Raw genomic sequence first — 14,831 nt, 5'->3', positions numbered from 1 at the left:
CAGCCACCCCAGCAAGAGAGGCCCCACACTAAACCGCTCATCCACTGACACCCCCCGTATCGTAATGATTCGAGACTTCAGAACTGCTCAGTTCCCGACTGTAAATATCCATTGCGTCTATTTTCCCGTCGAACCAATCTGGGTTGCCCCCACCAGGCCAAACACCAACATACAGATTTTCGTTGTAATCCGGCAGGGGCTCATTCAGCGTTTCAGACCCAATATCCGCTCCACCTTTGTAGAACGTGAGAGTTGAACCATTATATGTAACAGCGAAGTGTTCCCACGTATTTGTTGAATATCTATTCCCGCCAACATTGAAGGAACTGTCTTCCAGGGTTATGTGCATATCATAACCACTCGCCCCACCATTGATGCCGAACCGGATAGATTGGTTCCCATCAGGTGGGGCATTCATGACGAGTGCAGAAAATTGCTGGTCGTCTATGAACGGGTACACCCACCCGATAAACGTGAATGAGTCATTAGCAGATATGTCGTTCCAAACGTCGCTAGTAGTTGTGTGAGCGTACTCACTCCCATTCCTATCGAATCGCAGAGAATGTGGCCCTTCATATCCACTAGAGGAATATGATGCACCGCTGAGCGCCAAGTCGAAATTGCTGAACTCATCCGTGACCGGACCAGAGCCATCATTCATCATCCAACGGGCCACCCTACCTTCCGATATCTCACCAGTTTGAAGTGGAGATTGGCCCACTAGATCGTCGGCCACGAGCTCGACGTTCTCAGTGGTGCCAGCTTCCCAGTCCGCTTGACCAGCCCAAGATGCCTCTTGGTGAGTACGCCGATCGCTAGTAAACCGACTCGATCCATCAGTCATACGCTAACGCTCAAGACACGCAATATTAGCCATTCCGGTCGATCCATCTGGATAGGTATAAGCATCAAACTCAGCTACTCCAAAACCACGTAATCATACACTTCATCAGCTGTACCAGCCGAATTGAATCCGATCCCACCGGAACTCCAACGAGAGTCATTCCCGACTAATGGACCATCAAGAAGAGAACCGTCCTCACCGTATATCTCGACTACAAAATCACCGCTGCTGCCCCAGTCAATCCTGATTTGATACCACTCGCCCAATCGATAATTGTAATCCAGAGAGTGATACCCCGCATAGTTTGATTTGAACTCCGCCGGTTGCCCGTTGTGTGGGTATCTTAGGGTACCAGAATAGCCCTCGTCAGCACCGGGTTGAATCCCAAAAAGAAACGTCGGCCGGGCTAGTGATGCATTTTCCTCATCCGTTCTTGTCCACAGTGAGATCACGTCACCGGCTTCTGGATAGGAATCTAACCCGGATAGACTATACAATAAATCAGATCCGCTAGTGCTGCCGGTGATACATCTAAGTGCGAAATCACCTGTATAGGCAATATCCGATTGTACTTCGAAATTCCCAGTATCGCCAGAGTAAAAAGCGAGAGAATCACGTTCGAAATCATCAACCACGCTTGATGCCACAGAACCCTGCGTCGGAGCTCTCCCGACCAACCCGTTACCGATGACATCTACATTCTCAGGCGTCCCCGCACCCCAGTCATCTTCAGTCGACCACGACGCCTCTTCAGGGACACGCTGATCGCTAGTAAACCGACTCGATTCGCCAGGCATACGCACAATATATCAAAGGGAGACGTTAGGTGTTCCGGTCAACCAGCTGTGAAAAGTCCAGAGACCGAGCCCATCAAGAAGTCAGGATCTCGTCCCACCACGTCGTACAGGACCCAGAAACACCAGAATGGTTCGACCAGATTCCGATTCCAGAATTCCCTTCATGATCGGAATCAACCGCTTGAAGCGACACTAACTCGTTGCCAGCATCATCGAGCCATTTGACGGCTATCGTGTCATCGTCTCTCCACACCCCCCGAATTTCTGTCCACACCCCATCATACAATTCCAGCTCATCGAGATCGCGTGTCGAATCCATCACCGTACCAGTACCATCAACTAACTTCTGAAGGATAGCCTCTGTATCACCAGATTCAGATTCGTGAGCATCGAGACCGAACCCGTAGTAATTATACCCGTCTCGAAGGCCAAATCTGAACATCGGGTGTACCCTTCTCCCGTTATCCCACCGAAGCTTCACCGAGAACTCGCTACCCTTCTTCGGATAATTTTCAAGACCAGAAACAGAGGTGATACCCCCAGCACTTCCACCCGTCCGTGTTATCTCGGCCGCATAGTCACCCCGATACACAACAGACGACTGTACTGAGAACGCACCAGTATCACCGCGATACGCCGACAGAGAACCGGTCTCAAAATCATCGACAACATTACCGAAGTCCCCACTGCGTTGTACCGGATCGCGACCGACTAGACCGTCACCAACGACATCGACATTCTCTGTGACTCCGGCATTCCAGTCCTGTTCAGTAACCCACAGAGCATCACCTCGGGTACGCCGATCGCTGGTAAACCGACTCAATTCATCAGTCATGAGCTATCATTCCAGTACGGCGAGATAGACGTTCTGGTCAATGGTGGCCCAGACGAACCAAGTAGAGTACCCGAACTCATAGCGAACCGATAGTCACATTGTCTATATGATTTGTCGAGCTATTTCGTCCAGTGATTGCTTTGAAGTAGAACTCACTGAAGTTGGTGGTGGGGTTCGGAATATCGACCTCGAACTTCAGCGTTCCGTCGACGAAGAAGTTGACCAAACCATCCCGGTACTCTATTCGGTAGGTGTGGGTCGCTTCGGACGTTGCGTACTCTCCTCGTGAAACAAGCTCTTCGTGGACAGCCTCATTCCGAATCTCACCAAACCAGATCCGACCATTATAGTCAATATCAAGGAGATACGCCTGCCCGACTCCCCCAAGCTTGTTATTATCCCCACCCTGACCAACGGCATCCGCATAGAACAACAGCCGCTGGCGTTCGTAGTTTCCTGACCCGAAGATGTTGTCCCATTCACAGAACCAGTTATCCACATCGACCCCAGAATTGAACACTAATTCCCCGTTCTTATCGCCACCAGCTGCGATCGTCACGTAGCCAGATGAAGAAACATACCGAGCGTCGTTGTAGACCGTCCAGACCTCGGTATCAAACGTGGAGAAATCGTACGAGCCACCATTAGGGAGCTCTCCAGCCTGTATCGATCCGCGAGCTACCAACCCTTCACCAACGACATCAACATTCTCTGCCGTGCCCGCCTCCCAATCGTCTTCGCTCACCCAAGAGGCGCTCTCGCGAGGACGCCGATCGCTGGTGAACCGGTTTGATTCACTAGTCATACTCTCTGAACAGCGAAGTCGAACTCGTATCCGTAGTCGCTGTAGTTTGCCCCGTTGTGTAATCTCACACCATAATACGTCCCTTCGACCACCCACCGATTCGTATTATCGGGGTCGACGACAGGAAACCAACTGCCCGCCGAATCTTGGACTTCGATCTTGGATTGAGTTTGTCCCGTGACTCCGTGTTCTATATATCCACTTTCGAACACAGATTCAACATCCGAGAAGATTGTAACCACATCGCCCGGTGTCGTCGTCCCATTGCCAGTATAAGATTCACTACCGGAAGGATCACTACCCTGTGGCGGGGCGCGACCCACTAAGCCATCAGCCGTTACATCCACGTTCTCAGACGTCCCCACATCCCAATCATCCCCATCGACCCAGGACGTCTCGTTACGACTGCGTCGATCGCTGGTGAATCGGCTCAATTCGCCACTCATGTCTCAAACCACCAAGCAAGCGGGGTTAGACCTTCCGGTCGGTGAGGGGACTGCCAGCCCGGCTCCTCACTCAAACAATATATTAAATAGTAGTGTCCAAATTCGCCAATGTGGATTTCACCATGAGACAGTCGGGCAAGTGGATGTCGATATGGGATGACCGAACCCTCGAAATTTTGTCGATGGAGGGGCCAAAAACCCCGAGTAAGATCTCTGAGCGGGATAACATCCGAGTCGGATCGAGCAATATCTCGCGCCGGCTGAGTAAGCTCGCCGACCACAATCTCGTCGATCACCTAGGTAATGGTGTGTACAGGATCACCGACAGCGGCCACGCCTACCTCGCCGGAAAACTCGATACCGGCGATTCAGAGAACACATAACTCCTGATTTAGTTCACACAAATTCTCACGGCGCGACTCGCTTAACGACACAGTTCTAGCAGACTGTTAGATAACCGCATATACGCAAGTTCCAAGCAATCCCCGTAGAGGAAGTCAACCCCCTAGTCTTCGCTTACGTAGAACGTATCAGAATCCTCAGACCCTTCAGGAGCGAACATCGTCGAGATGTCGACGCTGCCCGTGAACGTCCCCGCCGTCCCAAGCTCCGCGCCCGGAGCACAACTCATCTCCGTCCGCCAGCACTCCTTTGCGATCAGCTGGACGAACTCGATACTCGTCGACTCATCCGGGGCGAGACTCTCCACAGCGAACTCCTCGCGAACAACGCGATCCAGGTCGTGATTGTAGATGAGCAACTCCCCAGTCGTCGCCTCCGCCTGCGTCTCACCGACGTTCGTCACATCGACCCGGATCGTCGTCTCCGAACCCATTTGGACGTCGTCGATCGTCAGGTCGGCACGAAGGTCAGGAGAGATGACGCGGATGTCATCCTGATCTTCAGTCCCCAGCGGGAACTTCGGGTAGTTCACGTCGACGTGTGCTGTCGCATCCCCGCTCGTGTTGAGAGTCGCGGTGAACTTCTCGCTCTGTGAGCCACGCTTCGCAAGCGAGCCTACCTCCATCACATCCGTAAACACCGTCTCACCGTTAGCATTGGTGATCCACACGTCAGCGGTGGTCGGCGCAGCGCCGTCGTTGCCGACGTTCTGGACCGTCACTTCGAATTGCGTCTCGCTCTCAACAACCGTGTAGCCCTCATCGAATTCGATCTCACCGTTCAGGTGGCCGTGAATGATATCGATAGTTTCGGTGTTATCGGTCGTTCCTTCAGGGAACTCAGGGTCCTGTACCTGAATCCGACCGAAGTAGGAGCCAGGGCGGTCAAACACATGATCGACAGACACCTCATGGGACTCACCCGAACCGATCGGGGGGACATCAATCGTTCGCGTCCCGACGATATTCCCGAACGAGCCCAAGATATCCACACTGGCTGTCGTCGATCGACTCTGTCCCGGCCCGACGTTTTCGATATCCACGTTCAGCGTTGCTGTGTTATCCTCGATGGTGGTGCTTTCCGCTTCGATGTGAGCGTGGAGGTTCGGCCAGGTGATGTGGAACTCCGTCTCAGCAACTGTCCCGTCCGGACGATCGGCATCCTCCACATCGACAGTCGCCCGGTGTGTCCCGGCCACCTCGGTCGTAAACTCGAGTGTCTCGCTGTACGAGCGACCAGCAGACAGCGCGGGAACATCAAGGTCAACACTCCGAATAGCGGAGCCATCCGGCGCTTCAATAACGACCTGGGCGGGCGCTGCGTCACTCCGGCCAGTCCCTTCGTTGACGACTGTAACCTGAACGTTGCCCTCGTTGACCCGCGTGACATCATCAGCCGTGACGCTCGCAGTGAGGTTTGAGTACAGGACCTCGAACGAACGCACGGACTGGATCTGGTCATCGCTCCCCTCGAGCTCGCCGACCATCTCCACCTCATACACGCCAACGGCATCCAACTCGGTGTCGAACACCTGCTGAGAGTCGCTCTCGCCCTCCTCTAGGACGCCCACCGTGTATTGCTCATCAGCAACCACGTTGCCGTCAGGATCGCGCAGGACGGCAGTCACGTTCGTCTCCGGGCTTACGTCGGTCCCAACGTTATCCACCACGATATCAATATCCGTGGGATCGCCCTCATCGATATCGCGAGCATTCACTTGGCCCCGTAGTTCAGACCGGACAACCTCAATATACACACCCTCTCGGGGCTTGTTCTCTCCACCCGTGTCCACATCGACGATCACATCGTGAACACCAGCATCAACCAGCGTCGACTCAAACTGTAGCGTTTCCTCTTCACCGGGCTGGATCGGGCCAACAGTCGTCGAATCCGTAGAGACAGTCGAACCGTCTGGGGCGATGAACCGAGCCGTAACATCGTACGTCTCGGATTCGACAGCACCCGGATTCGAAACGGTCGCGTCGACGACGCCCTGTTCGCCCGGCGGGATGTGGCTCTCGACTTCCTCAACCTCAAGTGGCAAGGAGACATCTATCTCGGTCGAATCGGTGATTCTCCCAGACTCCGTGGTATCAACTCGGACGATGACGTCGTTCCTGCCGATGTCGTCAAGGACAGATTCGAACGCGAGCGTCGTATTCTCACCAACCCCGATACTCTCCACAGTATCCTGCTCAACAGCAATCGTCGACCCGCGGGGGCTGACGAACTCGACTTCAATATCGTACGGGTCGCTGCGGTGGTTCCCGTTGTTGAAGACCGTCGCTTCCACCCCACCAGTCGCCCCCGGTGGGAGGTCGCTATCGTTCGCACTGAGGCGCACCGAGAGATCCGACTGATACACGTGAATCTCCTCGGTGTGATCAACAGTGTTCCCCGGATAGAGGTCGTCATCGACATCTATCTTGACCTTATAGACGCCGGCACCGGGGAAGTTCACAGACACCTCCCGCTCTTGTTGCTCTCCGGCTTCAAGACTCTGAACAGAGATACGCGACGTATCAACTACGTCTCCATCAGCCGTGTCGTAGACCGTGATGTCCGCAGTTGTGCGATCACTCGCCTCAGAGCCCACGTTGCTGACCTTGGTGAGGACGTCCGTTCCAAGCCCGTAGACCTCCGTTTCCGTCGCCGTGATATTCCCCTCCAAGTTCGGCGACATACTGCTAAACGTCGCAGTGTCGGTGTCGCCATCCTCCTCATCGATTTCAACAGTCACGGTGTGAAGCCCATCAGAATCAAGCTCCACCGTGCGACTCCGCGTCTGTGAACGGCCAGGGTTCAACTCACCAAACGAGAGAGCTCGGCTGAAGACGATCGTATCTCCCTCGTCAGTAACAACCGAGTCAACATCAACGGACTCGCTTCGTCCGGTCCCTTCGTTCGAGACGGTTACGTGGATCCGGGCTTCGTTCGAACCAGAGAGTGGAGTCGCCTCTACATCGACAACGAGGTCAACGTATCGCACCTCGAACCGATCCGAGTCCGTTGCCCGGCCCGTATCAGCAGTCGGTGCGACATCGACATCAACGTCGTAGAACCCCGCCTCATCGATTACGATATCGAACGGCTGTTCGGTGTATCGCTCGCCGGCCTCGATCGGCGGCACATCCAGCTGCGTTTCGGCGACCACGTCACCGGACTCGTTTCGGAGAGTCACATCTGCGGTCGTCGCGAGCGACACGTCGGACCCGATGTTGGAGATGTCCACGTCGATATCCGTCGTGTCGCCCACATCGATCCGGGAGCCGTCGACGTTCGTTGCTAGGTTCGGCCCGATGCCGATGATCTGGTCAGAATCTTGAGTGCCGTACGGGAAGTCTTCGTCGTGAACGTCAAGCGAAACCGTGTGAACGCCACCGTATTCAATCGTCGACGTGAGCGTCGTTTCGAACGTCCCCCCTTCCTCGAGTTCAGGAACATCGACCACCCACTCATCAACGACATCGCCTTGGGAATTCCGAAGGTCGACATCAGCCGTCGTCCCACCACTCATGTTGAGATTGCCGGCGTTTTCAACAACCACGTCGAACTCCGTCTCAGTGTCCACCCGCGAGTCTTCGTCGACGTTGACCAGTTCACCACGGAGATCGGGCGCGATAATATCGAAGTCTACCTCGTCGGTAGACCCCTCGGGGAACAGGGTATCGTGGACATCTATCTGGGCAGTGTAGCTCCCCGGAACCCGAAACACATGCTCAAAGTCAGTTCGTGTGACTTCCTGCGGATCCAATTCGGGGACCATCGGAGACCACGACCGGACCGTTCCACCATCCGAGTCGAGTATCCGCACGTCAGAGGGCGTTTCAAGGCTGTAAGCCGTCCCGTTGTTGAACACCTCAGTCCGAAGGTCGGTTTGGTTGGCGCGCTCGACGTCGTCAGCATCAATCGAACTCTCAAGGTTCGCGTACAGAACATTGACCGTTCGAGTAGACCGCCCCGGCACGGTCGTCCGTTGGGACATCTCCCCATTCGGGTCGACCTCAGTGACGATCACCACTTCTCCAACAGCCCGAGCATCGATCAGCCCGTCGAACGAGACATGTTCGTGGCTGAATTCACCGCCGGTCAGCGGGTCCTGCCGCCACGTCTGAGACGCTTCCGTGTGTTCTCCCAAGAACCCAGTTCCATTAGCGTAGACACCAACGTCGAACGCCTCTCCCGTGGGCACGTGGCCGACGTTGTACACGCTGTAATCGATGTCAATCCCCTCACGAAGGATCACCTCCTCAGGTGCATCCATTTCCAACGCGATGGTGGGAAGAGCAACCGTCTGAAAACCAGTACAGAGCCGGTCGAGTTCCCCACCATCAGAACTGATCTGGATGGTCGCATCACCCTGAATTTCTTCGGTAAATGACGCCCGATATGTCGTCGTTTCATTCAGAACCAGCTCGTCGCCGTCGTACATCTGGATATGGAACTCATCTTCGCCGTACGAGTCCTGTGCTGGCGTGATCGAAACCATCCGATCGGCGTGGTTTGCCGCCGAGACACTCCGCTCTAGGGTCCCATCAATTCGGAGTGACCAGCCATCAGGCTGTATCTGGGCGCTTCCACTCGATGCCGACCACGCACCCATCTCACCATCCTTGAATTCTTGGCACTGCGACGTGAATCCGGGCGGGCCTTCACCGAGATCGACACCACTAGCAACACCAGTAGCCAGCCACGCCCCACCAGCAAGGATAGTCGGTGCTAACAGAAGCACGAGGACGATTATGACACCCCCGCGGAACGACTGTTGTCCAAGATTGGTCTGAAAGTAATTCGACCTGCCCAAGAACACAAACAGGATCGAACCAAACACGATTGCGAGAATCCCGACGAAGAGAAGCGTTTCAACGTGTAGTGAGAGAACATTCTGTAAGGTCACCTCAAGTGGGTCGCTCTCGGCCGCTAACTGCTCCAAGAACGGGTGTTGAGAGCCCCCGAACAGCGAATCATACGGGAGTGATATCTGCGGGGAGACACGGGTGAACGATTCGTTCGGAGTGTACCAGCCAGTTGCGATCCAGCTGATAGCGTACAGAACCGGGAGGATGGAAAACGACACGAGCATCCCAAACGAAATGCGGTAGACGCGATCGCGACGGACCAGTGGGTCCACTTCGGACGGCCATTTCATCACGAGGAAAATCACCGACGCGAACACAAGAATCGAAATCAGAACAAACGTGACCGTCACTTGGTACGTGTAGAAGATGCTAACGAAGATGTCGGCCAGCATCCCGAGACCACCCGAAGCGGGCTCAGGTCCGATAAGACGCTCTTCCCACGAGGTCCCGAACACACCGCTCGATGGAAGATCGGCCGCCCGTCCATCATGCGACTCCGTCCCCGTGAGGAACCACATCGAGAGGTACAGGATGGGAAGGATGACGGAGATGGCAAAGAGACCGGTAGAGGAACGCCGAATCCGCCTGATCATCATCTCTGACCCGTAACTGCTGGGCCACAGACCGGCGTAGTAACTGACAACGAAGAAGAGCAGGATCGGGATGAAGATACTCGTCGTCGTGATAAGATACACTCGGAAGAAACCGATGAGGATGTCGACGAAGGCGTCAAGGCTCACCGCAGCGGCCTCCGTCAGGTCGCCGCCAAGCTGGAAACCGCCTTGCGGATCGTCGACTACCCCCGTCGCGTTGCCGTCACTACTCATAGGGCTTGTAGCAGGATACTCCAAGGGGTGCCATTACTCTTCCCCTCAGTCCCCCCGTGAAACACGGTTAGTCCGTTCCAAGTCACCGCCGTAGAACCCACAGTGAGGAGTGGAGGAGAGGAACCCCCGAACACCGAGTGTAAAAAGGAGGACCGAGCTGAAAGATTGTTGATAGGTGTTGAACAGGGTGACAGCGATGGAATCCTGATGTCCGCGATCGGCGATACCGGATGAACACCACTACCACATTTTCCGGCCAGACAGTATTGACACAGAACAGACACACTACCAACGTTCGTGGTTCAAAACACGACACAGAGGCCACCAAGACCGAGGATAGTGGAAGATCAATCTGTACGAGAGTCATGTTGGAGAATCCATTATGAACGCACAGTATGAACACCCATTATGAACACCCATAACGAACAACCACCATTGCGATTCTGTACCATCATACACACTGAACAGGAGGTGCTACAGTCACTAAGGTGATGTATGTCTTACGAACATTTATTACCCGCATGAACGATAACACGCACTATGGTCCTGCCATTAACCGTTTACAACCAGTCGGGTGGCCAGGCTAAGTCGACGCTCACCCGTGACCTCGCTGGCGCGTTCGCAGAACAGGAGCTGGACGTGCTCATCGTCGACTTCGACGCGCAAAACGGGAGCGTCTCGAACTACCTGGACCTCGACGAAGACAAGCACAACCCAGATGCCGACGACGTCACGCTCCATCTGATCGACCAAGGGAAAGGCCCGTTCGAGGATCTGATACGGAGTGTCGATGGGACCCAACACATCGATGTGATTCCGTCGCACAAACGATTCAACTCCGTCGACGACCGCCTCGACGACCACGCACAGTACCTCAAGTCGGGGAAGCCCGATGGGTGGGAGTACCCACGCTACAAGCGATTCCTCCAGATCCTCCAGCAGAACGACATCCAGAGCGAGTACGACGTGATTCTCGTTGACCCGAACGCAAAGGCCGACGAAGCACTCTACCTAGCCCTCTACGCCACCCGAAACATCCTGATCCCGGCCGTCCCCACTCGGGGTGGGTTCGAAAGCATCCAGGGGGTGAAAAACAGCACCGAGAACTTCGGCGATGCGATGGACATCACGATCACCAACGTCGGCGTCGTGCCCACGATGGTGAAGAAGTCCAAAAACATCCACCAGGAATACTCTCAGAAAATAAAGGAGACGTACCCCTCGCCAGTCTACTTCAAGAATCTGGGCGCGTACGAGAAGGCGGAGGACGAGTTCAACACGGTCTTCGACCATCTCAAAGGCCAGCGGATGCGCGATTACAACGCAGACATCATGCCGAAGTTCCGAACTCTCGCGGCATACATCGCACACCGGGCCGGTGCGGACCTACCGAACGGCGGTTGGGACGAAGACGAGCTGTTCCTTGGCGATGGCTTCTGGGGCGAGATCGACAGCTCCGAGTTAGCCGTCAAGGAGCCTGTCACGACGGAGGCCAGCCAATGAGCTTCGAGGACGGAAGCGAGCCGATGCAGGATCCGTTCAGCGAGGAGGAGGGTGGCGACGATACCGAGTTGGAACCGGACGAAGAAACAGAGCCCGTGGAAGACACGAGAGACGAGCAGAGCACGACCTCGGGAACAGAACAAGTAGGGACGCGAACAACCACCGCCGACCCCGCCCCGAAGGTGGAACAGGACTCGGCCCGCGGTAGAAACGTTCCAGAGCTTGGGGATGTCGACATTCTCCGACGCTACTCCCCGGAGGAGATAGCCCAGCTGCTCATGGATCGAGAGTACCACGAGGAAGACCCACAGGTCCCGTACGCGATGTGGAGAGACGGGACCTCGACCGGACGTAGCCGGACGACGATCGAACTAAACCCCGACCTCGACGACCTCGTGAAGACGGTGAGGCGAGAGTTCGAGAATCGCTACGACGCGGAGATCAACAAAGCAGACGTAAGAGAATTCGCCATGATCTACGGCCTGATGAACGCCGATGACCTGTTCGAAATGGCCGAGGAGTGGGGGCTTCAGTTCAACAGTTAGACGGCACTACTCTTTGTACGGTATCCGCGGCGAGTCCCCCCACAGGACCTTGTTCAGTTTCTCTTGACTCCGCCGAACCCGCTTCGAGAATCCCGACTGGGAAATCCCGAGTGACTCCGCAATCTCCGTCCCAGAGTCACCGCCGGTCAGGAAGTACCCACGCACGTACGCGGTGCGAAGTGTATCCAGTTCGATTTTCGTAAGGGTGTCACCAAGGATGGTGTTCCACGGGACCGTGTACGTAGACGAATTTGCCTCGTGGCAGTCGATCTTTGCGTTGGGGAAGAAGTCCTTAACTTCCTCGACAAATCGGGTCTGCGGCAGTTCAGGCGGCACTGTGTGTTTGAATCGGTAGCTCCCATCAGGCTTCGCGATTAACTCCCGAGCATTCATCCCATGCCCGCCGATTTTCGTCGGGATCGATTCACCGTCCACAGTCACCTCAAACAGAATCGGATCACCGTAAATCTCGTCGATATCCGTCACCCGTTCGTGAGACGAAGCCGCTTCAGCAAATTCACTCACGGAAATCGCCGAATCCGAGACACCGCAGTGGATGAGGTATGACCCCTCAGCGGTGGGAACGACATTGTGGACAAGCAGAGATGCCCCAAGCCGTTGAGCGATTAACGACAGCACACCCGTTTCTCCCCGCATATCGAATTCCATCTCGGTGGTTCCTTCGTTCATGAGACTGTGCTGCTGGCTGATCGAATTTAACGCGAAGCCGGTCAATAGACCAATCTCTGAAAGAACATCCACAGTCTGTGCGTCGAAGCGAGACGAGAGGGGGCTTTCAACCACCAGCACACCAAACCCGACCCCATCGTACGTGATCGGGACCGCAGCAACCGATCTGACTCCGTAATCGACCGACTCTTTCCGCCACGCAGGAGCGTTTTTCAGCCCCGATGCGATATTCGAAATCGCATCAGGCATCCCGGATGTCGAAACCTGCGCGGAGATGTGAGGTTGGTTGCTGTACAGATCGAAGTCCATCTCGTCCAGATACCAATCCGGAACACCAGACGACTCCATGGGGACGATCTCTTCGCGTTTTCGATCGGTGTAGCCGATCCACGCACCAAGGAAATCATCTATCTCGGTTAGGGAATCGACAACTGAAGCGTAGACCTCCGAGCGGGAGTCGGCACTCACAAGCGCGTGGTGAACTGCTCGCAGTTGCTCATTCAGGTCGTTTACATAATCCAGATGCTTCCGCTCGTTCCGCAGTTGCTTGTGCTTTTCACGAACAGATCTCACCTTCTCCGCCCGCGAAAGGGCAGATTCAACCGCTGTGGCGAATAGCTCAGCGATTTCGATATCGACCGGATCGAATTCCGACCCAGTACAATCAGAGAGTAGCAAGACGCCTTCATCACCTAACGGGACGATAATCTCACTCCCAACCCGATCACCCATACCGCCCCCCTCACCAGACAGCGTAACACCGTTGTAGATCTTGATTTGGCCATCGCGGTACGCCTCCCATGCGTTCGACCCGTCGGCCCCAAACGTGGGCTCAGTGACAACCCCCTCCGGCATCGGGCCAGACGAGCCCAACAATTGGAGCCTGACAGCATCCGAATCGAACTCGAACAACCCACACGAAGTGTAACCCAGTTCTTCAACCGCGGACTCGACAACCACTTGGGCGACATCAGACACGCCGTCGCGTTCGAGAAGGTCCGTTACGACGCTGTTGAGTGTTTTCAGACTGTCTTCATACTCAAGTTGTTCGCCGATGGGGCGGATAATCGTGTGTATGAAGTCGCTATCATCGATCCTCACCAGTTTCGAGTTGATACTAACAGGTACAGTCTCGCCCTGAGCCGTTTTCAAAATGATCGGCTCGCCATCGAAATATTCCTGGTGAGACCCCTCACCCCTGTCATAGATGTGGGAGAATAACTCCTCAGCACGGTCGCGATCTTTCTCTAAAGGCAGTTCATAGATACTCGTGCCCTCGAGTTGGAACGGCGTCTGATAGATATCACGTGCCGCCATGTTCGACTCTACGATCGTCCGGTCGGCTGGATCCACAACTAGAATTGGGTCCGGAGCGGCATTCAGTAGTTTACTGAACCGTTCCCGTTCAGTCTCCAGCTCACGCTGATACTCATACCGGCTGGAGACGTCTCGGACGACACAGATCAGCCAGCCCTCTGCGAGGCCCGTGAGAGAGACCTCCGTAGAGAACAAGGTCCCGTCTTCGCGACGGGCAGTCAACTCGCCCGCCCACTCACCCTCATCATCTACCTGTGGGAAGACCTCTTGTTCCAACCAATTCACCTCTTGAGGCCGGTAGCAGAGCTGCCACGTTTCTCCAAGGAAGTCATTAGGCCCGGTAAATCCGTAAATCTCAGCGTGGGCTTGATTCACGTAAACGTATTCCCCATCCGGGTTGAGAATCGCAATCCCGTCTTTCGCATTTTCGATCGCGTCGACTTGAACGTCGGCGATGTACTGGAGATAGTGCTTGCGTAACTCCTCGTTGATCTGGTTAAGCAGGACCCCATCAGAGGCCCCCTCCGTCGCCTTCGGGACGAAGGTCGTATGGGGTTCAGAAAGAATATCGCGCAACAACTCAGTATCGGAGTCCGCCGTCCAGAGAAGGAACGGGACCGGTCGGTCGATCGATCGGACGTCCGCAAGGAAATCCGCGCTGCTACTCGCAGGCACAGAAGAATTATCGACGATACAATCAACCTCTCCAGCTCGAACAGCATCAAGAGCCTCGTCATAGCTGTCGTGTCGCACCAGATCCCACAGTTGGTTCTCGGCAGCAGAAGCTAACCAACCACCACCTTCAGATTCACCGACAAGAACAACTGTCGATTCTGATATACTATCAATGGTGGCAGAATGTACCGTGTCAGAATGTACCGACGGAGAATCGCGGGACGTGGAGGCGGAGTTCTTCATAGTAGTCAGACCCTAAGCGGTAGTTCTTCAAATAACTATGGGG

At 55.0% G+C, this 14,831-nt stretch carries 10 protein-coding genes; 3 read left to right on the top strand and 7 right to left on the bottom strand.

Translation table 11 applies throughout. The features are described 5' to 3' along the window. Positions 1-37 precede the first annotated feature (37 nt). From NO887_RS09880 to NO887_RS09860, 5 genes are all read right to left on the bottom strand, one after another. On the bottom strand, positions 38-844 hold the full coding sequence (locus NO887_RS09880) for a LamG domain-containing protein (RefSeq protein ID WP_256418128.1): 807 nt from the start codon (positions 842-844) through the stop codon (positions 38-40). 74 nt (positions 845-918) lie between these two features. Then, on the bottom strand, positions 919-1,641 hold the full coding sequence (locus NO887_RS09875) for a hypothetical protein (protein WP_256418127.1): 723 nt from the start codon (positions 1,639-1,641) through the stop codon (positions 919-921). Positions 1,642-1,714: 73 nt separating this feature from the next. Beyond that, complete coding sequence (locus NO887_RS09870; protein WP_256418126.1) at positions 1,715-2,476, bottom strand: hypothetical protein; 762 nt, start codon at positions 2,474-2,476, stop codon at positions 1,715-1,717. Between the two features lie 76 nt (positions 2,477-2,552). After that, positions 2,553-3,221, bottom strand: coding sequence for a hypothetical protein (locus NO887_RS09865; RefSeq protein WP_256418125.1), 669 nt, complete (start codon positions 3,219-3,221; stop codon positions 2,553-2,555). A 56-nt stretch (positions 3,222-3,277) separates the two neighbouring features. Next, positions 3,278-3,727 carry a hypothetical protein gene (locus tag NO887_RS09860; RefSeq protein WP_256418124.1) on the bottom strand — a complete coding sequence of 150 codons (450 nt, stop codon included), beginning with the start codon at positions 3,725-3,727 and terminating at the stop codon, positions 3,278-3,280. Between the two features lie 110 nt (positions 3,728-3,837). Between NO887_RS09860 and NO887_RS09855 the strand changes: the two genes are divergently transcribed. Beyond that, on the top strand, positions 3,838-4,110 hold the full coding sequence (locus NO887_RS09855) for a winged helix-turn-helix domain-containing protein (protein WP_256418123.1): 273 nt from the start codon (positions 3,838-3,840) through the stop codon (positions 4,108-4,110). 122 nt (positions 4,111-4,232) lie between these two features. On the opposite strand, the gene NO887_RS09850 is transcribed toward NO887_RS09855, so the two are convergent. Further along, positions 4,233-9,815, bottom strand: a complete 5,583-nt coding sequence (locus tag NO887_RS09850; protein WP_256418122.1) for a CARDB domain-containing protein — start codon at positions 9,813-9,815, stop codon at positions 4,233-4,235. Positions 9,816-10,355: 540 nt separating this feature from the next. On the opposite strand from NO887_RS09850, the gene NO887_RS09845 reads away from it, so the two are divergent. Further along, a complete protein-coding gene (locus NO887_RS09845; RefSeq protein ID WP_256418121.1) occupies positions 10,356-11,318 on the top strand; it encodes a ParA family protein in 963 nt (320 codons plus the stop codon). Next, entirely contained in the window at positions 11,315-11,863 is a 549-nt protein-coding gene (locus tag NO887_RS09840; RefSeq protein ID WP_256397162.1) for a DUF7970 domain-containing protein, read from the top strand. Before NO887_RS09845 ends, NO887_RS09840 begins: the two co-directional genes overlap by 4 nt. A gap of 6 nt (positions 11,864-11,869) precedes the next feature. Here NO887_RS09840 and NO887_RS09835 read toward each other — a convergent pair whose 3' ends face one another. After that, on the bottom strand, positions 11,870-14,788 hold the full coding sequence (locus NO887_RS09835) for a PAS domain-containing protein (RefSeq protein ID WP_256397163.1): 2,919 nt from the start codon (positions 14,786-14,788) through the stop codon (positions 11,870-11,872). Between the last annotated feature and the right edge of the window lie 43 nt (positions 14,789-14,831).

Origin of the sequence: Halorubrum laminariae, assembly GCF_024494655.1 — an archaeon.
In the GTDB taxonomy this organism is placed as follows: Archaea; Halobacteriota; Halobacteria; order Halobacteriales; family Haloferacaceae; genus Halorubrum; species Halorubrum laminariae.
The sequence above is the reverse complement of the archived record's forward strand: the minus strand, read 5'-3'. Positions and strand labels throughout refer to the sequence as shown.